This is a genomic window from Vibrio taketomensis (assembly GCF_009938165.1).
Taxonomy (GTDB): domain Bacteria; phylum Pseudomonadota; class Gammaproteobacteria; order Enterobacterales; family Vibrionaceae; genus Vibrio; species Vibrio taketomensis.
Genome location: NZ_AP019649.1, coordinates 1,983,208 through 2,008,915, shown reverse-complemented (window position 1 = coordinate 2,008,915; position 25,708 = coordinate 1,983,208). Strand labels below are relative to the sequence as shown.

Here is a 25,708-nt window from a genome sequence, read left to right as displayed (position 1 = left end):
TACTTTGATTGGTACCACAACCAAGAATAGAGATTTTAATGAGCACAAAAATTCTTGCTTTAGACACTTCAACTGAGAACTGTTCAGTAGCATTGCTGGTGGATGACCAAGTGTATGTTCGCAGTGAAGTTGCACCACGTGATCACACCAAGAAAGTGCTACCAATGGTTGATGAAGTGCTAAAAGAAGCCGGTTTAACGCTTGCTGAATTGGATGCGTTGGCATACGGACGTGGTCCGGGCAGCTTTACTGGTGTTCGAATTGGCATCGGTATTGCACAAGGCTTAGCATTTGGTGCCAATCTACCAATGATCGGCGTGTCTACCCTTGAAGCAATGGCGCAAGGTTCTTTCCGCTTACATGGTGCAACCCACGTCGCCGCGGCGATTGATGCGCGTATGGAAGAGGTATACTGGGGACGTTACCGTCGTCAAGAGTCTGGCGAATGGTTAGCTGTCGATCAAGAGTGTGTGATTGCACCTGCAACGCTTGTCGAACAAGTAGTGGCAGATGATCAAGCATGGACAATGGCAGGTACAGGTTGGGATGCATACGCAGATGCGCTGCAACCACTAGTGCTAAACCGCACTCAGGGCGACGTACTTTATCCTGATTCACAAGATATCGTACAAGTAGCGAAGTTAATGCTGCAAAAAGGCCAAACGGTACCAGTTGAAGAATCAAGCCCAGTTTACCTGCGTGATAACGTTGCGTGGAAAAAACTACCAGGCCGCGAATAATCCGATAGAGGGCATCTATGCTGTAGGTGTCCACTTAACAAGATGATAGGCGAAGAGTATGGCATCAATTAACGGCTTACCTCCGGCGATTATTCCTGGTTCGAATAAACCGAACCGAATAAATAAGAACAAAGGTATTGGTAAGTCCAACGCTAAGTCAGAGGTTAGTCAACCATCAAAGGTGGCTAATGCTGTCGCCCATACTATTCGCCATGTTCAAGAATCGGATATTCATCGTGCGCACATTCAATACGATTTGCCCGAAGGGCGCAGTCGCAAAGCGATGGAAGAATACATGCGCGTGATGAATCAAGCGAAGCGCGAAGAACTAATGCAATTGCTTGGTGTCGATATCTATATCTAGCTACTATAGATATATTCAAGTATCTCGAGATTCCTTAGGTATAGATACATAACCCCAAAAAGGTATGGTTGTTATGGGTATTCTTCGTTGTTTTAAGGCTGTTGTTGCCATCACAATTCTTTTATTTTTGAACGCATGTTCTTCATTGCCCCCTCAGTTAGCTTCAGATAACCCTAATCTGGTGACTCATTACAATGTTTGGCAAAGCCAACTACAGCTTAAACCTGAGGTGCGCTTGGGTGGTGTCATTGCGAAAGTCACCAATTTGGCTGACAAAACTCGAGTCGAAATTGTTAATTTACCGATTGATTCTGCGGGTAAGCCGGATATTGACCTTGAGCCAACTGGGCGCTTTGTTGCTTACTTCCCTGGTTTTGTTGATCCGGTAGCGCTTGCGGATGGGCGTTTAATTACCGTTCTGGGTAACGCTACGGGCAGCGAAACTTCAGAGGTGGGTGAATATCAGTATCAGTTTCCAACGATGGATGTCACCGGTTTTCGTTTGTGGCGCGTTGAAGAGCGCGTAGTGATTTATGATCGCTATAGTGATTTTTATCCATGCTATGGTATTGCGTGTAACGATATTCACTTTCAGCCTCGCCAAGGGCGCGTGATTAAAGACGTTAGGTAAGCGCGATAATGCTAAGAGAAAGTCGTTGTCAGTTGGCGGATATTTCAATCGCCACCACGGAATTTGGGAGTGTTTCTGACTCTGATTACTCGATTGTCTACCTGCATGGTTGGTTGGACAATGCCGCCAGTTTTACGACCACTATGCATGCGGTACATCAGCTAAATCCCAAGTTACATCAATGTGCGGTGGATTTACCTGGGCATGGCTTGTCTAGCCATAAAGAGGCTGGTAATTATTATCCCTTCCATGACTATATCGACGATTTACATCAGTTTTTGGCGATTCTTTCGCCAAACAAGTTGTTGTTGGTAGGACATTCACTTGGTGCTTTGATTGCAAGTTGCTATAGTGCCGCCTTTCCTGAGCAAGTTGCGGCTTTGATTCAGATCGAAGGTAATGGTCCGCTGGCGGAATCGAGTGAGTATTCGCTCTCAAGACTGAGGGGTGGCATTACCAGTCGCCGACGAATACGCAGTAAACCCGCTCGTCAATTTAGCTCTCTTAATGAGATGATTGCGCGTCGAGCGGAATTAAATCATGTGAGTGCGGAGCAAATTGCGCCCATTGTACAGCGAGGTTCACAACCTGCAGAGCATGGTTGGCAATTGCGCCACGATCGTAAACTACAAAGTGACTCACTCTACCGCATGTCGCCTGCACATGCTGATGAAATTCGACAGCATATAGTCTGTCCTCAGCTCGTTATCTTGGGGAGCAATGGTTACCCTTCCTTGCAGCAAGTTAGCGACACATTAGCCGATGTTGTCGTCTTGGATGGTGGACATCATTGCCATTTGGAGCAACCAGAGCAAGTGGCGTTAGAAATTCTTGCTTTGGTTAACAAAATTTAAACAAGTGTTTGAGCATTAGGTGCTTGAACACTCAGCCTGTGTTGTAATATTGCATGAACGACGTGCCATAAACGTCGCAATACAATAAATACAATATTTGTCTAATTCGAGGAGTAGTATCGTGGATAAACCTTGGTTATCTCGTTATCCAAGTGAAGTGCCTGAGCACATCAACCCAGACCAGTATCCATCATTAGTGGAAATGTTTGAGCAATCAGTGGTTAAATATGCTGATCAGCCTGCATTTATGAACATGGGTTCGGTGATGACCTTCCGAAAACTGGAAGAGCGCAGCCGTGCTTTTGCCGCGTACCTACAAAACGATCTTAAGCTACAAAAAGGCGACCGTGTGGCATTGATGATGCCAAACCTACTGCAATACCCAGTGGCACTATTTGGTGTGTTGCGCGCAGGTCTTATCGCCGTAAACGTGAACCCGCTTTACACTCCACGCGAGCTTGAGCACCAATTGAATGACTCGGGCGCCAAAGCGATTGTCATCGTTTCTAACTTTGCTAATACCCTTGAGCAAATCGTTGAGAACACGCCAGTTAAACACGTCATTTTGACTAGCCTTGGCCAAATGCTACCACGCGCCAAAGGTACGATTGTTGATTTCGTCGTTAAGTACGTAAAAGGCATGGTACCGAAATATGACCTACCTGGTGCAATTTCAATGCGTAAGGCATTGCATAAAGGTCGTCGTCTACAATACGTGAAACCGTTTATGACCGGCGATGATATTGCTTTCTTGCAATACACAGGTGGTACAACGGGCGTAGCGAAAGGTGCAATCCTAACGCATCGCAACATGGTCGCTAACGTCATGCAGGCAAAAGGCGCATATGGCCCGGTATTGTCAGCTGGCCGTGAATTGGTTGTCACTGCGTTGCCGCTATACCATGTGTTTGCTCTGACTGTGAACTGTCTGCTGTTTATCGAGATGGGTGGCCGCAACTTGCTGATCACCAACCCTCGTGATATTCCGGGCTTTATCAAAGAGCTACAAAAGTACCCATTTACAGCCATTACTGGCGTAAACACGCTATTTAACGCACTAGTTAACAATGAAGACTTCCATGAGCTGGATTTCTCAAAGATGAAGCTTTCAGTGGGTGGTGGCATGGCTGTACAGCGTGGTGTTGCTGAACGTTGGAAGAAAATCACAGGCGTGCATCTACTTGAAGGTTACGGCCTAACGGAATGCTCTCCATTGGTAACGGGTAATCCTTACGATTTGGTTGACTATACAGGTGCGATTGGCTTGCCTGTACCATCGACTGACGTTCGAATTGTCGATGAAGAAGGTAATGTGTTGCCAAATACCGAAGTAGGTGAGCTACAAGTACGTGGTCCTCAGGTAATGCAAGGTTACTGGCAGCGCACTGAAGCAACCAAAGAAGTACTGACAGAAGATGGTTGGCTGTCAACGGGTGACATCGTTAAGTTTGATGACGAAGGTTTGCTATACATCGTTGACCGCAAGAAAGACATGATCCTTGTTTCAGGCTTCAACGTTTACCCAAATGAAATCGAAGATGTGGTTTCAACACACGGCAAGGTGCTTGAAGTGGCTGCGATTGGTCAAGCGCATGAAGTATCAGGCGAGATTGTGAAGCTTTATGTGGTGAAACGCGATCCAAGCTTAACCAAGGAAGAAGTGATTGCTCACTGTCGTCAACATTTGACTGGCTACAAAATTCCTAAATTAGTTGAGTTTAAAGATGATCTTCCAAAGACGAACGTCGGTAAGATCCTTCGCCGAGTACTGCGTGAAGAAAACGATGCCAATTTAGCAAAGATTGCTGAAGGTAACGCTGAGTAAGCCAAGCAGCGAACGTTAAATAATGATAGAATGCCGGCAGACAATGCCGGCATTTTTAATGCGAGAATTAAGTGAATTACCAGATTATTACTCAAAGCGCAGAGCTTGAAGCTGTGTGTAAAAGAGCGCGAACGGTAGAAGCAGTAATGCTTGATACTGAGTTTGTGCGCACTCGTACTTACTACCCACAGCTGGGTTTAATTCAGTTGTTTGATGGTGAAACGCTATCTCTTATCGACCCGCTCGAAATCGAAGATATGACGGCGTTTGTTGAGCTACTGAAAGATACTTCAGTCATGAAGGTTTTACACGCATGTGGTGAAGACCTAGAGGTGTTCTTCAATAGCTTTGAATGTTTGCCACAACCTATGGTTGATACACAAATTATGGCGGCATTTTTAGGCAATGGTTTATCAACGGGTTTTGCGGCTCTAGTTGAAGCTAACCTAGGCGTTTCACTGGATAAAAGTGAGTCACGCACTGACTGGATGGCGCGTCCGTTGTCACAAAAGCAGTTGGATTACGCAGCGGCTGACGTCTACTACCTCAAACCACTCTACGAAAAACTGTTGCAAGCCGTTGAGCAAGCGGGGTGGTGGCAAGCCGTGCAGCAAGAGTGTCAACTTATTGCCTCGAAGCGTATCAAAACCGTGGATGCCGAGAATGCTTACCTTGATATCAAAGGGGCATGGCAGTTAAAACCACGCGAATTGGCCATTCTTAAGCCATTGGCAACTTGGCGTTATAAAGAAGCATTGCGCCGTGATTTGGCATTGAATTTCGTGTTCAAAGAGCAAGATTTGTTAACTATTGCTCGTATGGGTATGCAAAATCGTCAGCAGATGGAGCAAGCGGGCATTGATGCTCGTTCTTTACAACGTCACAGTGCTCGTATTATTAGCCTAGTAAAATCGGCGAAGATGACCCCTGCGGACCAGTATCCGGAAAAAATTGTGCGTTTGATGGACAAACCGGGTTATAAGCAGTTATTCAAAGTGCTGAAAGATGAAGTAAAGAAAGTGTCTGACAACAGCGGTTTAGCGGGCGAGTTTTTAGCGTCGAAGAAGCAACTCAATAGCATCATTAGTTGGGTGGAAACGTAATCGTGATGAAAACAAGCGACCAGATGTGATGCAGGGCTGGCGTTTGGAGCTACTCGGTCAGAAATTGGATAAACTGATTAAGTAATTCAAGTGTCGAAATAGTATCCTGCACAAGGAAAGGCTGGGCAACATCCCGGCCTTTTTATTTTGCGCTTGCCTAGGGAGAGATTATCTTCCAGCTGGCGAAACAATAGTTGCGACTAGTAAGCAAAAGCCTCAGAATGTCGCACTTTTCAATCCAAGCTAGCCTTAGTCGCTATGCTTGGTATGAACCACTTTATATTGAGAAACAAATTTATGGGTTTTACCTCACTCGCTCTTTCTGCTCCAATTTTGAAAGCCATCAAAGAACAGGCTACGACGCCTTCACCAATTCAAGCAAAGGCAATTCCTGCGATTCTTGAAGGTCAAGACGTTATGGCAGCAGCTCAGACGGGGACGGTAAACAGCGGGCTTTACCTTGCCAATTCTTGAGCGTTTATCCAATGGCTCACGTGTTAAGAACAATCATATTCGTGCGCTTATCTTGACGCCTACACGCGAACTTGCAGCTCAAGTACATGAGAACGTGCATAACTACAGTCGCTATCTTGAGCTAAATTCAGCCGTGGTCTTTGGCGGGGTAAAAATCAACCCACAAATGCTGAAGTTGACTCGTGGTGTCGACGTGCTGGTGGCAACGCCGGGCCGTTTGATGGATCTGTACAATCAAAATGCAGTGAAATTTGACCAACTAGAAGTATTGGTATTGGATGAAGCAGACCGTATGTTAGATATGGGCTTTATTCGCGATATTCGTAAAATTCTTAATATATTGCCTAAAAATCGCCAAAATTTGCTGTTTTCGGCAACCTTCTCCGAAGAAATTCGTGAGCTGGCGAAAGGGCTGGTAAACAATCCTGTTGAGATCTCAGTGAACCCTGCCAATTCGACCGCTAAGACTATCGAGCAATTTATTTACCCAGCAGACAAACGCAAAAAGGCGCCAATGTTGGTTAAGCTGATCAAAGATGGCGATTGGCGTCAAACCTTGGTGTTTTGTCGCACTAAACATGGTGCTAACCGTCTGGCGTTTTACTTAAATGGTGAAGGCATTACGGCGGCGCCAATTCACGGTAACAAGAGCCAAGGAGCACGCACCAAAGCTCTGGCTGATTTTAAATCAGGCGAAGTGCGTGTGTTGGTGGCAACAGACATTGCGGCACGTGGTATCGATATTCCTCAGTTGCCACAAGTGGTGAACTTTGAGTTGCCAAATGTCTCTGAAGACTACGTACACCGCATTGGTCGTACCGGTCGTGCTGGTGAAGTGGGTAAGGCAATTTCTTTGGTGTGTAATGAAGAAGTCGCTGAGCTATTTGGCATTGAACGTTTGATTCAGCAGGTGCTGCCTCGTCTTGAATTAGAAGGCTATAAGGCGGTAAATGAGCTGCCTGAGTCGGTACTTGACACGCGTCCAATCAAAGCGAAAAAACCGAAGAAGCCAAAGAAACCAAAGACTGATCATGCGGATGGTCAACGCTCTGGTGAAAATGCTCGCGGTAATAAGCCTGCGGGTATAAATAAGCGTCACTTTGGTGATAAACCTAGCGAAGGTAAAAAGCCAAATGCGAATGGTGACAAACCAAAAGGACAGGGCAAACCTGCCAACAAGCCTGTTAACAAAAAAACTGGGAAAAATAATTCGCAAGGTAAGGGTAATAACAATAGCAACGGGCAAGCCAACCGCGCGAAATCGTCTGATAACAATGGCGGCAACCGCTCAAGCAATAGCGGCAAACCAACTGGTCAGGCAGCACGTAAGCCAGCACAAAACCGTAAGTCGCGCCCAGAAAACGCAAATCGCGGCTAACTATTAGCGACAAACTCCAATTGAGAAAGCCCAGTGATATCACAGGGCTTTTTGTTTTTACTTCGCTAGAGCGCATACGCAAAAAAGGCTTCCCGAGGGAAGCCTTTTAAATTTGAGCAAAGCGCTAGCCTGCTAGTTAACCAGCTAGAACATCGGTTGCGACTTTGTAGCTTGGGTCTTCTTTGACGTTGATCTCCACGAGACTGCCTGCTTTTTGTAGTAGGGCGCGACAATCTGGGCTCAGGTGACGTAGATGTAGGGTTTTGCCTACTGCAGCATAGCGCTCAGCGAGAGTCTCAATCGCCTCGATTGCTGAGTGGTCAGTGACTCGAGAGTGAGCAAAATCGACAATCACCTCACTTGGATCGTTTTGTGCGTTAAACAACTCAAGGAAATTTGCCGCGCTACCAAAGAAGATAGGACCATGGACTTGGTACTCTTTTGAACCGTCTTTATTGATTTTGCTTGATGCGTAAATGTGTTTTGCATGTTCCCAAGCAAACATCAATGCAGAAGCAATAACGCCGACGGCAACTGCAACAGCTAGGTCAGTCAGTACCGTCACTACCGTTACCAGTACAATAACAAAGAAGTCTTGTTTTGGTACGCGACGAGCCAGTTTGAAGGTTGCCCATTCAAAGGTGCCAATTACCACCATAAACATCACACCGACGAGTGCTGCAAGTGGGATCATTTCAATCAGCGATGATGCAAATAGAATAAACACCAATAGCATCACCGCAGCGACGATACCAGATAGGCGCCCACGGCCACCTGAGTTTACGTTGATCATTGACTGACCAATCATAGCACAACCACCCATAGCACCGAACATTGAACAGGTAATGTTTGCAAGACCTTGACCCATACATTCACGGTTTGATTGACCACGAGTATTGGTCATCTCATCCAGCACTGTCAGAGTAAGGAGTGACTCAATTAGACCAATTGCCGCTAAAATAATTGCGTAAGGCAAAATGATTTGCAGCGTTTCAAGCGTAAGTGGAACTTCTGGAACTGAGAAGGTCGGTAGCGTGCCAGCAAGCGTTGCCGCTTCGTTGCCTGACATCGTACGCAGGAAATCAACCACAGTACGCGTATCTAAATCAAAACCGACCACAATCGCGGTGACCGTAACAATCGCAACCAGTGATGATGGTACGGCAGTCGTGAGCTTTGGTAGAAAGTGAATGATCGCCATAGTCAAAGCAACTAGGCCAAGCATCAGCGCCATTTGATCACCCGGCAGCCAAGTCAGATCACCGCTAAGATCTGGCGCTTTAAACTGACCGAGTTGTGCTAGGAAAATAACAATAGCCAGACCATTCACAAAACCGATCATCACAGGATGCGGTACCATGCGAATAAACTTACCCAGTTTAAAAAGGCCTGCGGTGATTTGCAGAATGCCGGCAAGAAGAATGGCCGCGAACAAGTATTGCACGCCGTGAGTCGCCACTAAGCTCACCATGACGACAGCCATTGCACCTGTGGCACCAGAAATCATACCTGGTCGGCCACCAAAGATGGAGGTTACCAGACCGACGATAAAGGCCGCATAAAGACCAACCATCGGGTCTACACCCGCAACAAAGGCGAAGGCTACAGCTTCAGGAACTAGCGCTAGGGCGACAGTTAAACCTGATAACACATCGTTTTTTACCGAGTGCTTAGAAAATTGGGGAAATTCAAACATGTTTGCTCAGTTAGGTTAGATTTAATCACTATTCTGAACGGTCACTAGAGCAAAGTGGAGAGTAAAAGAGCAGAGCGACTAGGTCAGAATTTAGTTCAAGGCGTGGGATCGTACAGAAAATTGTGACTAAGTTCAACAAAGAGCCAGATGTAAACCAATAAAAATGCTAAAAATATGTTGCCACTTTGAGGGTGGAGATTGTTGCTTTAGCCTAAAAGAAAAGGCTGCTTGAATAAGCAGCCTTTTGGTTTTATCGAGTATGAACTCGCTTCATTTCACGTTTGCCTTAGGCAATCAGTGATGCTGAAGGTTTTGTCATACCTGCGCCAGCTTGGTTGCGTGCGACTTGGCTACCAGCACCTTTTGGTTGGTAGCGCTCAGCGCGCATTGGAGCTGCGTTGATTTCGATTTCTTTTAGCTCTTGAGTGCCCGGTGCTTTTGCCATTGGTGAGCTTGCATGTGCTTTAACTGCTTTCTCGATTTGAGTTTCAGTTACCACAGGCGCTGACTCAACGATTGGCTCTGCAACAGTTTCTTGAACAACACGTTCTTGAGCTGCCACATCAACTGCCGCTTCAACAATCGCTGTATCTTCTACAGCTGGAGTTGCTACTGCAGTTTCAGTCACGACAGCTTCTTCAACCACTGGAGCGACAACTTCAGCAACTGGAGCTTCAACTGTTGGCTCTACCACTGCTTGTTCTACAACAGGTTCACGACGAATAATAACTTTACCCATTGCCATTTCAGGACAAGCGAAACCACCAAGTGCAGTTACTGGAGTCTCAACAACAAGTGCTTCTGATGTTACGACAGGTGCTTCCACTACAGCTTCTTTCACGTGTTGTGAACGAGGTGCTGGTTTCGCAAGATCGTAGCGAGGCATCACTTTACCCATTGCCATCTCTGGAGAGGCTACACCACCTTTACGTAGGCGGAATGGATTCGGACGACGGTCACGGCCGCGACGACGACGTTGACCACTTGCGCGTAGGTGGCGAGGTGAACGACGGTTACGACGTTGTTTGCCTTCTTGAGCATCATTGTCACTATCGTGGCTCTCTACTGCAGGTTCAACGACAACTGGTGCTTGTACCGGAGTTTCGATTACGACAGGTTGATCAACGACAGTCTCTTCAACTTTCTCTGCTTGTGCTTGCTGGTCTTTCACACGCACTTGCTTAGACAGTTTACGACGTTGACGGCGCTCTTTTACCTTCGCTGCTTTTTCTTCAGCGCGTGGAGCTTCAACTTTTTCGCCTTGTGCTTCAGCCGCTAGTTTCAAACCTTCTTCAGCAACTTTACTTGGCTTCACGTCTTCACGTTTGTTACGACGGTCTTGCTTAGGTTTACGTTGCTTGCGTTCAGTTTGGCTTTGCTCAAGATTCGCATCATCACGAACTGGTTTACGCTTGTTATCACGCTTGTTATCGCGTTTATCTTCACGACCACCTTCGCGATTTGCATCACGGTTGTTATCGCGGTTATTTTCACGATTCGCATCGCGATTACCATCACGGTTGTTGCGACGACGTTGGTCGCCACGATCGTTGCGGTTGTTGCGACGGTTACGGTTATTACGATTCGATTTGTCTTTTTGAGTAGACTCTTCTTTCTTCGCTTCTTCTTGTTTCGCTGAGCCGAAGATGAAATCGCCAAGTGCTTTGAAGAAACGTGAGAACATACCAGGCTGTTCGTCTTTTTCTGCGGCAGGTTTTGCTTTAGGTGCTGGCGCTTTTGCTACTGGAGCAGGAGCTGACTGAGCCGGAGCAGCGAAACCTTTTAGAGCTGGTTCTTCAATTTTCTTCGGTTTGATTTCAGCGTCAGTCGTTTCTTTACCTTCCGCTTCCTTCATTGCTTCTAGCTTCTTAGGAAGTAGGTATGACAGTAGATCGACTTCTTCACCTTCACGAACACGAATCACTTCAAAGTGCGGCGTTTCCATATCTGAGTTAGGAACAACCGTGATTTTCACTTCTTGGTTGCGCTCAATGTGGTTCACAGAGCGACGTTTTTCGTTCAGTAAGTATGAGGCGATTGGCACTGGTACTACGGCAAGAACTTGCGCAGTGTTATCTTTTAGTGCTTCTTCTTCAATCAAACGCAATACAGATAGTGCAAGTGATTCGTTATCGCGAATCACACCAGTACCAGTACAACGAGGACAAATGTGGTGGCTTGCTTCCGCTAGCGATGGGCTTAGACGCTGACGCGACATTTCAAGTAGACCAAAGCGAGAGATGCGGCCAATTTGTACGCGAGCACGATCCATACGAACAGCGTCACGTAGGCGGTTTTCAACTTCACGCTGGTGACGTACTGGCGTCATATCGATAAAGTCGATAACCACTAGACCACCAAGGTCACGTAGGCGTAGCTGACGTGCAATTTCGTCTGCTGCTTCTAAGTTGGTGTTCAGTGCTGTTTCTTCGATATCGCCGCCCTTGGTTGCGCGTGCTGAGTTGATATCGATAGACGTTAATGCTTCGGTTGGGTCGATAACGATTGAGCCGCCAGAAGGCAGACGAACTTCACGTTGGAACGCTGATTCGATCTGACTTTCGATTTGGTAGTGGCTAAATAGTGGTACTTCGCCATCGTACTTCTTAACGCGGCTCACGAAGTCAGGACGAACTAGACGGATATGGTCTAGAGCGCGTTCGTACATGGTGTTGCTGTCGATCAGAATTTCGCCGATATCACGACGCAAATAATCACGGATCGCACGTACGATTACGTTACTTTCTTGGTGAATTAGGAATGGCGCAGGGTTTGAATCCGACGCTTGCTTGATCGCACCCCAATGATTGAGCAGTACGTTTAGGTCCCACTCCAGCTCTTCAGCGCTTTTGCCTACACCCGCAGTACGTACGATTAGACCCATGCCTTGAGGCAATTCTAATGTGCTTAATGCTGCTTTTAGTTGAGTGCGCTCGTCACCTTCGATACGGCGAGAAATACCGCCAGCACGAGGGTTATTTGGCATAAGAACTAGGTAACTACCAGCAAGAGAGATGAACGTTGTTAGCGCAGCGCCTTTGCTGCCACGTTCTTCTTTTTCTACTTGAACAATTACTTCTTGGCCTTCAGTCAGCACTTCTTTAATGCTTGGACGACCTTGGTAAGAGTAACCTTCAGGGAAGTATTCGCGGGCAATTTCTTTAAGAGGGAGGAAGCCGTGTCGTTCTGCGCCGTAGTCAACGAAGGCAGCTTCGAGGCTAGGTTCAATGCGAGTGATACGTCCTTTGTAAATGTTTGCTTTTTTAGATTCATGGCCTGGGCTTTCGATATCAAGATCGAACAGGCGCTGACCATCTACTAAAGCAACGCGCAACTCTTCTTTTTGAGTTGCGTTGATTAGCATTCTTTTCATTTTATAAAAATCTCGTTGTCATTTTTTATGTGCTTGTTGCTTAGTTTTCGCTTTCACGGTGCCAGATCCCATGGTTTATTCGGTGCAGCCTCCCGGCTGGAGGGATGCTCTGGGGCACTCCAGTTCTCACAAACGATAACTTGTGAGCCGCGATATCGGCGGAATTTACTCAACATGAAAGGTGACGAGTAGAGCAACAAGTCGCTAATATTCGAAAGGTCTTACGCCGTGTGCTGCGCTTTCTATTAACTAGCAATCTACTCTTTTGTTGCTCAGATAGTTTGGTTAGTACAAAAGTCAACCAAATCAGTCTTTGCAGGTGTGAACTATAGCAGTACCCTCTAATCACGGCAATCTGCTTTACCACAAAACGAGGAATAATCTGTTTTTATTTGCGGTAAGGTCATGTTTTTAATGCCTTTGAAAAGAAAGGTGAGGTTTATAAATAGGTTACTGAAAAATTGTTCGTAGTTCCCGACAAAACAAGTAAACTTGGCGCTTGTTGCGAAGAAAATGTGAAATTGCGCAGTTTTGAGTGATAGAATAGCGTTATGAATGAAATTAGAACCCAAGTCCAGTTTGTCGACATAGATGCCGATATGGCTGGCCAGCGTATTGATAACTTTCTACGCAACCATCTGAAAAGTATCCCAAAAAGTATGGTTTATCGTATTCTTCGTAAAGGCGAAGTACGAGTGAACAAAAAACGTGTCAAAGCAGAATACAAACTGCAAGCAGGTGATGTAATTCGCATTCCACCTGTGACCGTGGAGCAAAAAACAGAAGAAGTTGCGCCGAGCACCAAGTTAAACAAGGTCGCTGAACTTGAAAACATGATCATCTTTGAAGATGAACATATGTTGATCCTAAACAAACCGTCGGGTACCGCAGTACATGGTGGTAGCGGTTTAAAATTCGGTGCGATAGAAGCATTGCGTGCACTGCGCCCGCAAGCTCGTTTCCTTGAATTAGTCCATCGTATTGACCGCGATACGTCTGGTATTTTGCTTGTGGCGAAAAAGCGTTCAGCTCTGCGTCATTTGCAAGCTCAATTCCGTGAAAAGACGGTACAGAAGTATTATTTCGCTTTAGTGATGGGTGAGTGGAAATCAAGCTGTAAAGTGGTGAATGCACCACTTCTGAAAAATGAAGTCAATAGCATCGTTCGCGTGAATCCAAACGGTAAACCGTCAGAGACTCGTTTTAAGGTGCTAGAAAAATTTGCCGATGCAACTTTGATTCAAGCGAGTCCGATTACTGGGCGAACACACCAAATTCGTGTACACACTCAGTACGCTGGCCATCCGATTGCATGGGATGACCGCTATGGTGACCGTCGTTTTGATGCCTACACGGGTAAAGTTGGTCTTGACCGATTGTTCCTTCATGCGGCTAACATTAAGTTTGTTCACCCGGGTACGGAAGAGCAGATGGAAATCAATGCACCGATGGGCAACAAGCTTGAGAAAGTGCTAGTTGGTCTGAGAAAGCTTGCTAATAATTGAGGCATTAGAGTCGAGAACGCAAAGTTGAAATTTGTATCGAGATTTTAGAGATTGGGAGCGTTATGCTCCCTTTTTTTGTTGCTGTGATTCCCCATCGGGTTGAAAGTCGGTCATTGGAAATGTCGTTTATAAAACCTCAAGTGAAACGCGCTCAACGCTTAATTTTTCACTCTCAATGCTCAGAGCACAGCAAAACCTTCTGCCGCCAACATATCAATCAAATCAATCAGGGGCAGGCCAACTAACGTATTTGGGTCTTTACCTTCCAAGCGCTCGAACAAAGCAATTCCTAATCCTTCGCTTTTGAAGCTGCCGGCACAATAGAATGGCTGCTCTTTGTCGACGTAGTCTTCGATTTGTTGCTGAGTTAATTGGCGAAAATGAACCGTAAAGGTATCCAGTTTGGAATGAATGGTATCCGTTTGAGAGTTGTACAGTGCTAAGCCAGTATAAAAAGTGATACTTTTGCCGCTTTGACGAGTTAATTGCTCGATAGCCCTTTCTCGGGTGTGAGGTTTACCGATGATCTCGTCATCAATCACACATACTTGATCACTACCAATCACTAAGCTTGTTTGAGTGAGCGGACAAGACTTTGCTTTGCTTTCAGCTAAACGAAGTACCAGAGCCGTCGGTGATTCGCCTGCTAGAGGCGTTTCGTCGCAATCAGGGGTAGCAGTAATAAACGGCACTGCTAGTTTATTGAGCAGTTGCTGCCTAAATGGTGAAGTGGACGCTAAAACTAGTTGGTAATTTGTCATTTTAATTTACAATCAAACCTTGCTTGGAAAACAGGATAATCGAAGTTATCGCTGTTAGCCTAGCCTTGGTAACAGAAAGGAAAAAAAGTACAACTTTTTACCCTTTTTCTTTGACTCTAAACGATTTGGAAGATAGAATTCGCGCCCTATGCAAAAGGTAAAAATACCGCGAACGGTTGATCCGGCACGAGCAGCTCAGAAACGACTAGATTATGAAGGTATCATTCAGGTCAGTCTTTTTAAGCGCTTAGAGGAATCGGTCGAAGGCGTTAAACGCGACGCTCAAGTGTCACTGTCATTTGGGTTAGATGAACAGCGACTCGTTGTTATCTCTGGTAAAGCTAACATCGAAGTTGATTTAGAGTGTCAACGCTGTAATGAGGTTTTCGCACATCAGTGCGAAGTTGAATTCACTTACACGCCGTATTACAGCGAGAAAAGTGAAGAAGACGCACCGGAAGAGTACGATTTGGTAGATCTAAACGAGTACGGTGAAATTGACCTAATACAGTTAGTTGAAGACGAGTTCATTCTAAACTTGCCTCAAGTGGCGATGCATGATGAAGCGGACTGTAGCGTTGATTCAGATAACATGGTGTTTGGTGAACTTCCAGAAGAGGTAGTGGAAGATAAACCGAATCCATTCGATGTTTTGAAAAGCTTGAAGAAGTAATTCTTTAAGAACCAACATAGGAGTAGGGTCCATGGCCGTACAACAAAACCGTAAAACACGTTCTAAGCGTGGTATGCGTCGTTCACACGATGCGCTAACTACAGCTGCACTATCAGTTGACGCAACTTCAGGTGAAACTCACCTACGTCACAACGTGACTGCTGAAGGTTTCTACCGCGGCAAGAAGGTTATCAACAAGTAAGGTTGACCTTTGCAAAATATTACCGTTGCACTTGATGCAATGGGCGGGGACTTCGGTCCTCGCGTAACAGTGCCTGCCGCCGTGCAGGCACTGTCGCATTTCCCAGAGCTGAAAGTAATCTTAACAGGTGATCGAACTGCGATCACAACTCAATTATCCTCCCTTGGTTATAAGCCAGATACTCGGCTGAGTATCAGACACTGTGACCGAGCGATTTCCAACTCGGAAAAACCATCACTCGCACTGCGTAATGGCCAAGATAGTTCTATGGGTCGCGCGATCGATCTTGTTTCTGTTGGTCAAGCGGATGCTTGCGTAAGTGCAGGCAATACCGGCGCGTTAATGGCTTTGTCTCGCTTTCGTCTAAAATTATTGCCAGGTATTGAGCGTCCCGCTTTAGTTTCTGCATTACCGACAATTTCTGGTCAACGTACCTGGATGTTGGATTTAGGTGCTAATGTTTCTAGTGATGCTGATTCTTTGTTTCAATTTGCTGTGATGGGTAGCGCGCTTGCCGAACAATACTTACAACGTCCTGCTCGCGTAGCCATTCTCAACATCGGTGCCGAAGAAATTAAAGGTAATGACCTTGTCAAACGCTGTGCTGAGATGTTATCTAACACCCAGTCGGTAAATTTCATCGGTTATATCGAAGGCAACCAGTTATTTAATGACTATGCCGATGTGGTGGTTTGTGATGGTTTTGTCGGCAATGTCTGTCTCAAAGCGAGTGAGGGCACAGCCCAGCTTTTTATAGATAAGTTGAAAAATGCAATGATGGCCTCATCTATAAAGGGTTGGATTGCAAGAAAACTGTTTTCTGGGTTGATAAATGAACTAAAAACACTGAACCCCGACCAGTATAACGGTGCAAGTTTGCTAGGATTGCGCGGCATTGTAATAAAAAGCCACGGAAGTGCAGATGTAGAGGCGGTCGTCAATGCCATCGGCGAGGCCCTACACGAGGTCAAACGACAAGTACCAAATCGTATTAGTGATCGTTTGGAAGCGGTTTTACTCGAGAGGCATTATTAGTCTTCATGTTTAGCAAAATTTTAGGTACTGGCAGCTACTTGCCATCTCAAGTGCGTACTAACGCAGACTTAGAGAAAATGGTAGATACATCAGATGAGTGGATTGTTGCACGTACGGGCATCAAAGAGCGCCGCATCGCTGCTGAAGATGAGACTGTCGCGGATATGGCGTATCACGCGTCGGTAAACGCTATTGAAATGGCGGGTATTGATAAAAACGATATCGACATGATCATTGTGGCGACGACGAGCAGCAGTCATACGTTTCCGTCATCAGCTTGCCAAGTGCAAGGCATGCTTGGCATCAAAGGTTGCCCAGCATTTGATATCGCTGCGGCATGTTCTGGTTTTGTTTACGCACTATCTATCGCCGATCAACATATTAAAACTGGTATGTGTAAAAACGTGCTAGTAATTGGTGCCGATGCATTATCTAAAGCTTGTGACCCAACGGATCGTTCAACCATCATTCTATTTGGTGATGCAGCAGGCGCAGTGGTTGTTGGAGCAAGTGAAGAACCTGGTATTCTTTCAACGCATATTAATGCTGACGGTGCTTTTGGAGAGCTATTAAGCCTTGAAGTACCTGAGCGCGGTAAAGATGCGGATAAATGGTTGTACATGGCGGGTAATGAAGTGTTTAAAGTAGCGGTCACTCAGCTTTCTAAGCTAGTGAAAGATACACTTGAAGCCAACAACATGCACAAATCAGAACTTGATTGGTTAGTGCCGCATCAAGCAAATTACCGCATCATTTCTGCGACAGCGAAAAAACTATCAATGTCTTTAGACCAAGTGGTTCTGACGCTTGATCGTCACGGTAACACGTCTGCAGCGACAGTACCTACTGCGCTTGATGAAGCAGTACGTGATGGCCGTATCAAGCGTGGTCAAACACTACTACTTGAAGCATTTGGTGGCGGTTTCACTTGGGGCTCTGCGCTAGTTAAGTTCTAAGAAAAAGACTTCAATTTAAGCTGCACAAGTGGTGCGGCTTTCTTTCTTCTCTTTGTTTTAAGGAAAACAACATGAGCAAGTTTGCTATCGTATTTCCAGGTCAAGGTTCTCAAGCTGTTGGTATGCTTGCAGAGCTTGGCGAACAATATGACGTAGTTAAACAAACTTTTGCCGAGGCTTCTGAAGCGCTTGGTTACGATCTATGGGCACTAGTACAAAACGGTCCTGTAGAAGATCTAAACCAGACTCATCGTACTCAACCTGCACTTCTTGCTTCTTCTGTAGCGATTTGGCGTGTATGGCAAGAGCTTGGCCTTGAGCAACCTGCAAACCTAGCGGGTCACAGCCTAGGTGAATACTCAGCACTTGTATGTGCAGGTGTTATTGACTTCAAACAAGCGATCAAACTGGTTGAGCTACGTGGTCAGCTGATGCAAGAAGCGGTACCAGCAGGTACTGGTGCAATGTATGCGATTATCGGTCTTGATGATGACGCGATCGCAAAAGCATGTGAAGAAGCAGCACAAGGTGACGTGGTTTCTCCTGTAAACTTCAACTCTCCAGGCCAAGTTGTTATCGCTGGTAGCAAAGAAGCAGTAGAGCGCGCTGGCGCACTGTGTAAAGAAGCGGGGGCAAAACGTGCACTACCACTTCCTGTTTCTGTTCCGTCTCACTGTGCTCTAATGAAGCCTGCAGCAGACAAACTAGCAGTTGCACTAGAAGAAATCGAATTCAACGCGCCTCAGTTACCTGTTATCAACAACGTTGATGTAGCGGCAGAAACTGATCCTGCGAAAATCAAAAACGCACTTGTTCGTCAGCTATACAGCCCAGTTCGTTGGACTGAGAGCGTGCAGCTAATGAGCGAGCAAGGTGTAGAAAAACTAGTAGAAATGGGCCCAGGTAAAGTACTAACTGGCCTAACTAAACGTATCGTTAAAACGCTAGATGCAGCGGCTGTAAACGATGTTGCTTCTCTAGAAGCAGCAAAATAATCAGCTGACTTAAGCATAAGGAACGCAAACAATGATGAATCTAGAAGGCAAGATTGCTCTAGTGACTGGCGCTAGCCGTGGTATTGGTCGTGCAATCGCTGAGCTTTTGGTTGAGCGCGGTGCGACAGTAATCGGTACAGCAACCTCTGAAAGCGGTGCTGCAGCGATCAGTGAATACCTAGGCGAGAATGGTAAAGGTCTTGCACTAAACGTGACTGATGTTGAGTCTATCGAAGCAACGCTAAAAACCATCAACGATGAGTACGGCGTGATCGATATTCTAGTAAACAACGCAGGTATCACACGCGATAACCTACTAATGCGTATGAAAGACGATGAGTGGAATGACATCATCGATACTAACCTAACGCCAATCTTCCGTATGTCTAAAGCTGTGCTACGTGGCATGATGAAAAAGCGTCAAGGCCGCATCATTAACGTAGGTTCAGTGGTTGGAACTATGGGTAACGCTGGTCAAACTAACTACGCAGCAGCAAAAGCGGGCGTTATTGGTTTTACTAAATCTATGGCACGTGAAGTGGCTTCACGTGGCGTAACAGTTAACACTGTAGCCCCTGGTTTCATTGAAACTGACATGACTAAAGCACTAAATGATGACCAACGCGCAGCAACGCTTGCTAACGTTCCAGCGGGTCGTTTAGGTGACCCTCGTGAGATCGCATCGGCTGTTGCATTTTTGGCATCACCAGAAGCGGCGTACATCACAGGTGAAACTTTGCATGTTAACGGCGGCATGTATATGGTTTAATAGCTAAGTTTGAGCACAAAAGGCGAGAATCTGTTAAGCTTCTCGTGCTAAAAATGCAAAACTTGCTATTGATATGCACAAGATTTGTGCATGATATAAGTCAAAATTGTATTGAATTTCGGTTAAAATCGCTAAAATTGTGGTTTGACCAGCAAGGTCCCCCTTGCAACTTTCAATAGTTCTAATAAACTACGGAATCATCGCATTGAGCGAAATCTGTAAAGGAAAAGAAAAAATGAGCAACATCGAAGAACGCGTAAAGAAAATCATTGTTGAACAGCTAGGTGTAGACGAAGCAGAAGTTAAAAACGAAGCTTCATTTGTTGACGATCTAGGTGCTGATTCTCTAGACACTGTTGAACTAGTAATGGCTCTAGAAGAAGAATTCGACACTGAGATTCCAGACGAAGAAGCTGAGAAGATCACTACTGTTCAAGCTGCTATCGACTACGTGAACAGCGCTCAGTAATCTCTCCCCCCAGGCGGCCTTCTGGCCGCCTGAGTTTTTTAACACTCTTCTATATCTCTCATAGAATCTATTTCATTTCCGGAGAATAAAATCGTGTCCAAGCGTCGTGTTGTTGTCACTGGCATGGGTATGTTGTCACCGGTAGGCAACACTGTTGAATCATCATGGAAGGCCCTGCTAGAAGGTCAAAGCGGTATCGTTAATATCGAACACTTTGATACAACTAATTTCTCTACTCGTTTTGCAGGTCTAGTCAAAGATTTTAACTGCGAAGAGTACATGTCTAAAAAAGATGCTCGCAAAATGGATCTATTTATCCAATACGGCATCGCAGCTGGTATCCAAGCTTTAGACGACTCAGGTTTACAAATTAACGAAGAAAACGCACCGCGTGTAGGTGTGGCTATCGGTTCTGGTATCGGTGGTCTTGACCTAATTGAAGCGGGCCATGCAGCTCTGACTGAAAAAGGTCCACGTAAAGTGAGCCCATTCTTCGTTCCATCAACCATCGTAAACATGGTTGCGGGTAACCTATCTATCATGCGTGGTCTACGTGGTCCTAACATCGCTATTTCAACAGCGTGTACAACAGGTCTTCACAACATCGGTCATGCTGCTCGTATGATCGCTTACGGCGATGCTGATGCTATGGTTGCTGGTGGTGCTGAAAAAGCATCAACGCCACTAGGTATGGCAGGTTTTGGTGCGGCTAAAGCGCTTTCAACTCGTAACGATGAGCCACAAAAAGCATCTCGTCCTTGGGATAAAGATCGTGACGGTTTCGTTCTTGGTGACGGTGCTGGTGTTATCGTGCTTGAAGAGTACGAACACGCGAAAGCTCGTGGCGCTAAGATTTACGCAGAGCTAGTTGGCTTTGGTATGTCTGGTGATGCTTACCACATGACTTCTCCAAGTTCAGATGGTTCAGGCGGTGCACTAGCGATGGAAGCAGCAATGCGTGACGCGGGTATCGTTGGTACTCAAGTGGGTTACGTAAACGCACACGGTACTTCAACTCCAGCTGGCGACGTTGCTGAAATCAAGGGCATCAAACGTGCACTTGGTGAAGAAGGTTCGAAGCAAGTGAAAGTATCTTCAACTAAATCAATGACTGGTCACCTACTAGGTGCAGCAGGTTCAGCTGAAGCAATCATCACTATCATGTCGCTAGTAGACCAAATCGTTCCACCAACGATTAACCTAGATAACCAAGAAGAAGGTTTAGATATCGATCTTGTTCCTCATGTTGCGAAGAAAGTCGACATGGAATACGCGATCTGTAACTCTTTTGGTTTCGGTGGTACGAACGGCTCTCTAGTCTTCAAAAAAATGTAATTGAGTTCAGGTAACCACATAGACTATTTATGTGATTAGCACTGAACGTCAAAGCCATGTTATGGCTCGCCCAATTGTCTTGGGTAAAGTTTGAAGATGTGATAAAACGGCTTAATGCATTTGGCATTAGGCCGTTTTTTTTATTTTAGGGAAATCAATCTTGTTTTGGCTTAACGGACAACCTGCTGATTCGGTCTCACTAACGGACCGATCTTTTCAATATGGAGATGGTGCGTTTACCACTATGCTCTCCAAAAATGGGCAGCTTGTTGAATGGGCTTACCATCGACAACGTATGCAAGCTTGCCTAGATGCACTATTTATTCCCCAGCCCGATTGGTCGCAAGTTGAAGCTTGGTTGCTACAAGCGGTGAGTGATGCATCACTCGCAGGTTTAAAGCTGCATGTTAGCCGCGGTGAGGGTGGGCGAGGTTATAGCGCTACTCAAGTGAGCGCTCCTAATGTTACTATTAGCGACTTTGCTTACCCAGCCCACTACCCAAATTGGCAACAACAAGGGATAGAGTTGAGCGTATGTCAGACCCGTATCGGTATCAATCCACTGCTGGCAGGACATAAGCACAATAATCGCTTGGAGCAGATATTGGTTAAAGCAGAGCTCGATCGTCGCCAATGCCTAGATGGTGTGGTGCTCAATGTGTCTGGAGACGTCATTGAAACCAGTATGGCCAATCTATTTTGGCGCAGTGGTGAAATCTTGTATACACCGAACCTTGACGAGTCCGGTGTGGCGGGTGTTGCGCGCAGGCGAGTAATTGAATGGGCTAAACAAAATCAAGTAGGTCTGCATCTTGGTAAATGGACGTTGTCTGATTTATTGAGTGCAGATGAAGTATTTATTACCAACTCAGTGTTAGGCGCTGCCCCGGTAACAGCGATTGATAGTTATAGTTTCTCGATTGGAAATCTGACAAGAAGTATTCAGGAGATGTTGTCCCCGTGATTAAAAAAATCACTCTATTGTTTGTTTTAGTTGCCGCTATGGCAGCTGGAGCCTTTTTCTATGTGACTAAGCAAGTTGAGCAATTTGTTCAACAACCTTTGCAGTTAACTCAAGATCAAATCTTTACTGTCAAACCTGGTACCAGTTTTCAAGGCGTATTGGCACAGCTGAGCGCTCAAAACTTGATTGAAACTAGTGACGTGGTAAAAGTGATTCGTCATTTCCATCCGGAATTAACTCAGTTACGAGCGGGAACGTATCTCATCACGCCGGATATGAACCTTACTCAAGCGCTTGAGCTATTCAAAACCGGCAAGGAACATCAATTTTCTATTACCTTTGTCGAAGGTTCTCGTTTTAGCGAGTGGCGCACCATTTTAGAAAATGCTCCATATCTTGAGCATAAAATAAGTGGAATGAGTGAAGCTGAAATTGCCAAGGCTCTGGGTATTAAACAACAGAAGTTAGAAGGTCTATTCCTAGCTGAGACGTTTAACTATACCTATGGCACGTCGGATCTCGATATTTTGAAGCGTTCAGCCGATGAACTTCAGTCGGTGTTAGATGAAGCGTGGCAAAATCGCCAACAAAAATTGCCTTTGAAAACACCTTACGAGGCGTTGATTTTGGCCTCGATTATCGAAAAAGAGACAGCTGTAGAGTCCGAGCGTGAGCGTGTAGCCTCTGTTTTCGTTAACCGTTTAAATAAGCGCATGCGTCTGCAGACTGACCCAACGGTTATCTACGGTATGGGTGAAAATTATGACGGTAACATTCGCAAAAAAGATCTACGTACGCCAACGCCATACAATACTTATGTGATTTTCGGTTTACCGCCTACACCTATAGCGATGGCAGGTGAAGCATCCATAAAAGCGGCGCTGAATCCTGAAGACAGCCATTACTACTACTTTGTCGCGAGTGGCAAAGGTGGACATGTATTTTCCAAGAACTTAGCCGACCATAACCGAGCAGTTCGAGCTTACTTACGACATTTGAGAAGTAACAAATAACTTATGAAACAAGCAAAATTTATTGTTGTAGAAGGCCTAGAAGGCGCGGGTAAAAGTACGGCGATTAATGCCGTGCTTGAAGTACTTAAGCAAGCAGGTATCGAGTCAATCAAACACACTCGCGAGCCAGGTGGTACCGTTTTAGCAGAAAAATTGCGTGAATTGGTCAAGCAAGAACACGAAGGCGAAGTGTTGCAAGATATGACGGAATTGCTAATGATGTACGCTTCGCGCGTACAGTTAGTGGAGAACGTTATTAAGCCGGCACTAAATTCGGGTACTTGGGTGGTGGGTGATCGTCATGATATGTCTTCTCAAGCATACCAAGGTGGCGGTCGACAGATTCCTCGTGAAACGATGCAAGCGCTGCGTGAAACAACGCTAGGCAGCTTTAAACCAGATTTTACATTGTACCTTGACCTTGATCCTCGTATTGGCCTTGAACGCGCTCGTGGACGCGGTGAGTTAGACCGTATTGAAAAAATGGATATGAGCTTTTTTGATCGCACTCGCGAACGCTACCTTGAAATCGCGAACAGCGACGACAGCATTGTGGTGATTAATGCCGCTCAAGAGATGCATAAGGTAGCTGCGGACATTGAAACTGCGCTCAAACAATGGTTGGAACGCGCATAATGACTGAGCTTTATCCGTGGTTAACGCCTTTATGGCAACAGTGGCAGGTGCAGTTAGAGGCGCAACGCTTTCCTAACGCCGCATTGTTGATCGCAAAACCCGGTTACGGCGAAGAGCAGTTGGTTGAACAGTTTAGCCGCGCAGTGATGTGTAGCAACTTTGCAGCTGAGCCATGTGGGTTTTGTCATAGCTGTCAATTGATGGCATCGGGCAGTCATCCTGATTTTCATTGGATTAAGCCTGAAAAAGAGGGTAAGGCGATTACGGTTGACCAAATTCGTCACTGTAACCGCTTGGCGCAAGAGTCATCGCAACTGTCTGGCTATCGCATCATTGTGATTCAACCAGCCGATTCGATGAATGAGTCTGCGGCGAATGCGTTGCTTAAAACGCTGGAAACACCGGCTGAAAAGTGCCTGTTTTTACTGGTAAGCAGTTCAGTAAGCCAACTTTTGCCGACCATTACGAGTCGTTGCCAGCAATGGCACATTACACCACCAGAGGCGCAGGAACTTGCACAATGGTTGAGTAGTCAAACTAATCAGACTGTTGCGCCATATGCCGCTCATATTAATGGGAATTCGCCCTTAAACACACTTAAGTTCGTACAAGATGGCGGTCAGCAACGCTATGAGACATTAGAGGCTCAGTTTCTGGCCGTTACAGCGCAGCAGGGTGATGTGGTTAAGTTAGCCAAAGCGTTAAGCGATGGTATAGATACGTCATTGTTGTGGGTTTGGTATCTAATGACAGATGCACAAAAAGAGAGTTTTGGCTTATCAGCGGTTGATCGGGTACCTGGTGCATCTTCGCTCGCGCAAAATGTGAGTTATGACTTACTATTTAAGCAGACTCAATCGTTACAAACGCTGATTGAGCAGTTGACTCAACATACGGGGCTCAATCGTGAGCTATTGATTTTGGACTGGTTATTTAAATTTAATGGGGAAGCATGTTTGTAGATTCACACTGCCATCTCGATAAGCTGGATTATCAAGATTTACACCAAGGGATTGCAGATGTTGTGGCTAAGGCTAAAGCCGCCAATGTAGAACAATTATTGTCAGTCGGCGTAACGCTGGATGCGTTTCCTAATATGATGGAAATGATTGAGCCGTTTGAGAATGTATTTGCTTCATGCGGTGTACATCCGTTGGACGTGCAAAGTGATTTCTCGCTCGAGTTAATGCGTCAATACGCCTCGCACCCTAAAGTGGTTGCGATTGGTGAAACAGGTTTAGATTATCACTACCAACCTGAAACCAAAGTACTGCAACTAGAGCGTTTTGAGCAGCAAGTCGATTTAGCTGTTGAGTTAAATAAGCCCCTGATCATCCATACTCGCAATGCTCGTGAAGATACTTTGAATATCTTGCGTAACGGTGGCGCTGAGAAGTGTGGTGGTGTGATTCACTGTTTTACTGAGGATCTGCCATTTGCTGAAGCCGCGATGGAGTTAGGCTTTTATATCTCTGTTTCCGGTATCGTGACATTTAGGCAAGCGACAGAATTAAAAGAAGTGGTGAAAGCATTGCCGTTGGAACGCTTGTTAATTGAAACGGATTCACCATATTTAGCTCCGGTTCCTCACCGTGGAAAACAGAACCAACCCGCTTATGTGGTTGAAGTTGCAGCTTACATTGCCCAGCTCAGAGGCGAATCATTGTCTAAAGTTGGACAAATAACCAGCGAAAACTTTCAAAATCTTTTTGAGATAGAAAAGATTTTTCGATTAAAAAGGAGCGAAAGCTCTTTTTTTCGTCATTAATTTGATGTAAACGATTTACTATACAATTGTGTGGTTATTTTGTGCAGCTAATGCAATGAAAATACCAACTTGTAAATTTGTTATGCAAAATAACATTTCACGGCATTTTATTTGATTAGTAAAATTAATATTTTTTTAAATAAGCCCTTTTATTCATATAGATAGATGCAAGTTCGTCATGATTTTGTG

At 45.5% G+C, this 25,708-nt stretch carries 22 protein-coding genes and 2 pseudogenes; 21 read left to right on the top strand and 3 right to left on the bottom strand.

Features of this window, described 5'->3' with window-relative positions; translation table 11 throughout:
• Window positions 1-38: 38 nt before the first annotated feature.
• From tsaB to Vt282_RS09060, 7 genes and pseudogenes are all read left to right on the top strand, one after another.
• Complete coding sequence (gene tsaB, locus Vt282_RS09090; protein WP_162063200.1) at window positions 39-740, top strand: tRNA (adenosine(37)-N6)-threonylcarbamoyltransferase complex dimerization subunit type 1 TsaB; 702 nt, start codon at window positions 39-41, stop codon at window positions 738-740.
• A 58-nt stretch (window positions 741-798) separates the two neighbouring features.
• Complete coding sequence (locus Vt282_RS09085) at window positions 799-1,104, top strand: chromosome partitioning protein ParA (protein ID WP_162063199.1); 306 nt, start codon at window positions 799-801, stop codon at window positions 1,102-1,104.
• A 73-nt stretch (window positions 1,105-1,177) separates the two neighbouring features.
• Window positions 1,178-1,735, top strand: a complete 558-nt coding sequence (locus tag Vt282_RS09080) for a Slp family lipoprotein (protein WP_232055045.1) — start codon at window positions 1,178-1,180, stop codon at window positions 1,733-1,735.
• A gap of 8 nt (window positions 1,736-1,743) precedes the next feature.
• A complete protein-coding gene (locus Vt282_RS09075) occupies window positions 1,744-2,589 on the top strand; it encodes an alpha/beta fold hydrolase (protein WP_162063197.1) in 846 nt (281 codons plus the stop codon).
• Between the two features lie 121 nt (window positions 2,590-2,710).
• The gene (gene fadD / locus Vt282_RS09070) at window positions 2,711-4,414 is read left to right on the top strand and encodes a long-chain-fatty-acid--CoA ligase FadD (protein WP_162045989.1); all 1,704 of its coding nucleotides are present in this window, start codon (window positions 2,711-2,713) and stop codon (window positions 4,412-4,414) included.
• Between the two features lie 71 nt (window positions 4,415-4,485).
• Window positions 4,486-5,602, top strand: a pseudogene (gene rnd, locus Vt282_RS09065) (ribonuclease D).
• Between the two features lie 212 nt (window positions 5,603-5,814).
• A pseudogene (locus Vt282_RS09060) lies at window positions 5,815-7,369 on the top strand (DEAD/DEAH box helicase).
• Window positions 7,370-7,505: 136 nt separating this feature from the next.
• Here the strand turns inward: Vt282_RS09060 and Vt282_RS09055 are convergent.
• Window positions 7,506-9,065 (bottom strand): SulP family inorganic anion transporter, encoded by a 1,560-nt coding sequence (locus tag Vt282_RS09055; protein WP_162063196.1) that lies wholly within the window; start codon window positions 9,063-9,065, stop codon window positions 7,506-7,508.
• A 286-nt stretch (window positions 9,066-9,351) separates the two neighbouring features.
• On the bottom strand, window positions 9,352-12,438 hold the full coding sequence (gene rne / locus Vt282_RS09050; protein WP_162063195.1) for a ribonuclease E: 3,087 nt from the start codon (window positions 12,436-12,438) through the stop codon (window positions 9,352-9,354).
• Between the two features lie 551 nt (window positions 12,439-12,989).
• On the opposite strand from rne, the gene rluC reads away from it, so the two are divergent.
• Window positions 12,990-13,943 carry a 23S rRNA pseudouridine(955/2504/2580) synthase RluC gene (gene rluC, locus Vt282_RS09045; RefSeq protein WP_162063194.1) on the top strand — a complete coding sequence of 318 codons (954 nt, stop codon included), beginning with the start codon at window positions 12,990-12,992 and terminating at the stop codon, window positions 13,941-13,943.
• A gap of 179 nt (window positions 13,944-14,122) precedes the next feature.
• On the opposite strand, the gene Vt282_RS09040 is transcribed toward rluC, so the two are convergent.
• Window positions 14,123-14,704 (bottom strand): Maf family protein, encoded by a 582-nt coding sequence (locus Vt282_RS09040; protein ID WP_162063193.1) that lies wholly within the window; start codon window positions 14,702-14,704, stop codon window positions 14,123-14,125.
• Window positions 14,705-14,852: 148 nt separating this feature from the next.
• On the opposite strand from Vt282_RS09040, the gene yceD reads away from it, so the two are divergent.
• From yceD to Vt282_RS08975, 13 genes are all read left to right on the top strand, one after another.
• A complete protein-coding gene (gene yceD / locus Vt282_RS09035; protein ID WP_162045996.1) occupies window positions 14,853-15,377 on the top strand; it encodes a 23S rRNA accumulation protein YceD in 525 nt (174 codons plus the stop codon).
• A 31-nt stretch (window positions 15,378-15,408) separates the two neighbouring features.
• Complete coding sequence (gene rpmF, locus Vt282_RS09030) at window positions 15,409-15,579, top strand: 50S ribosomal protein L32 (RefSeq protein ID WP_114767396.1); 171 nt, start codon at window positions 15,409-15,411, stop codon at window positions 15,577-15,579.
• Window positions 15,580-15,588: 9 nt separating this feature from the next.
• Complete coding sequence (gene plsX, locus Vt282_RS09025) at window positions 15,589-16,614, top strand: phosphate acyltransferase PlsX (RefSeq protein WP_162045997.1); 1,026 nt, start codon at window positions 15,589-15,591, stop codon at window positions 16,612-16,614.
• A gap of 5 nt (window positions 16,615-16,619) precedes the next feature.
• Window positions 16,620-17,570, top strand: a complete 951-nt coding sequence (locus Vt282_RS09020) for a beta-ketoacyl-ACP synthase III (RefSeq protein ID WP_162045998.1) — start codon at window positions 16,620-16,622, stop codon at window positions 17,568-17,570.
• Between the two features lie 71 nt (window positions 17,571-17,641).
• Window positions 17,642-18,565 (top strand): ACP S-malonyltransferase, encoded by a 924-nt coding sequence (fabD, locus tag Vt282_RS09015; RefSeq protein ID WP_162063192.1) that lies wholly within the window; start codon window positions 17,642-17,644, stop codon window positions 18,563-18,565.
• Window positions 18,566-18,599: 34 nt separating this feature from the next.
• Window positions 18,600-19,334 (top strand): 3-oxoacyl-ACP reductase FabG, encoded by a 735-nt coding sequence (gene fabG / locus Vt282_RS09010; RefSeq protein WP_162047529.1) that lies wholly within the window; start codon window positions 18,600-18,602, stop codon window positions 19,332-19,334.
• Between the two features lie 235 nt (window positions 19,335-19,569).
• Window positions 19,570-19,803, top strand: a complete 234-nt coding sequence (gene acpP, locus Vt282_RS09005) for an acyl carrier protein (protein WP_004406112.1) — start codon at window positions 19,570-19,572, stop codon at window positions 19,801-19,803.
• Window positions 19,804-19,896: 93 nt separating this feature from the next.
• Window positions 19,897-21,138 carry a beta-ketoacyl-ACP synthase II gene (fabF, locus tag Vt282_RS09000; RefSeq protein WP_162046000.1) on the top strand — a complete coding sequence of 414 codons (1,242 nt, stop codon included), beginning with the start codon at window positions 19,897-19,899 and terminating at the stop codon, window positions 21,136-21,138.
• A gap of 160 nt (window positions 21,139-21,298) precedes the next feature.
• Entirely contained in the window at window positions 21,299-22,102 is an 804-nt protein-coding gene (pabC, locus tag Vt282_RS08995) for an aminodeoxychorismate lyase (protein ID WP_162063191.1), read from the top strand.
• Window positions 22,099-23,115 carry an endolytic transglycosylase MltG gene (mltG, locus tag Vt282_RS08990; protein ID WP_162063190.1) on the top strand — a complete coding sequence of 339 codons (1,017 nt, stop codon included), beginning with the start codon at window positions 22,099-22,101 and terminating at the stop codon, window positions 23,113-23,115. Before pabC ends, mltG begins: the two co-directional genes overlap by 4 nt.
• Before the next feature lie 3 nt (window positions 23,116-23,118).
• Complete coding sequence (gene tmk, locus Vt282_RS08985) at window positions 23,119-23,751, top strand: dTMP kinase (RefSeq protein WP_162063189.1); 633 nt, start codon at window positions 23,119-23,121, stop codon at window positions 23,749-23,751.
• A complete protein-coding gene (gene holB, locus Vt282_RS08980; protein ID WP_162063188.1) occupies window positions 23,751-24,713 on the top strand; it encodes a DNA polymerase III subunit delta' in 963 nt (320 codons plus the stop codon). Before tmk ends, holB begins: the two co-directional genes overlap by 1 nt.
• Window positions 24,704-25,519, top strand: a complete 816-nt coding sequence (locus Vt282_RS08975; RefSeq protein WP_162063187.1) for a TatD family hydrolase — start codon at window positions 24,704-24,706, stop codon at window positions 25,517-25,519. The genes holB and Vt282_RS08975 overlap by 10 nt, the downstream gene beginning before the upstream one ends.
• Window positions 25,520-25,708 lie beyond the last annotated feature (189 nt).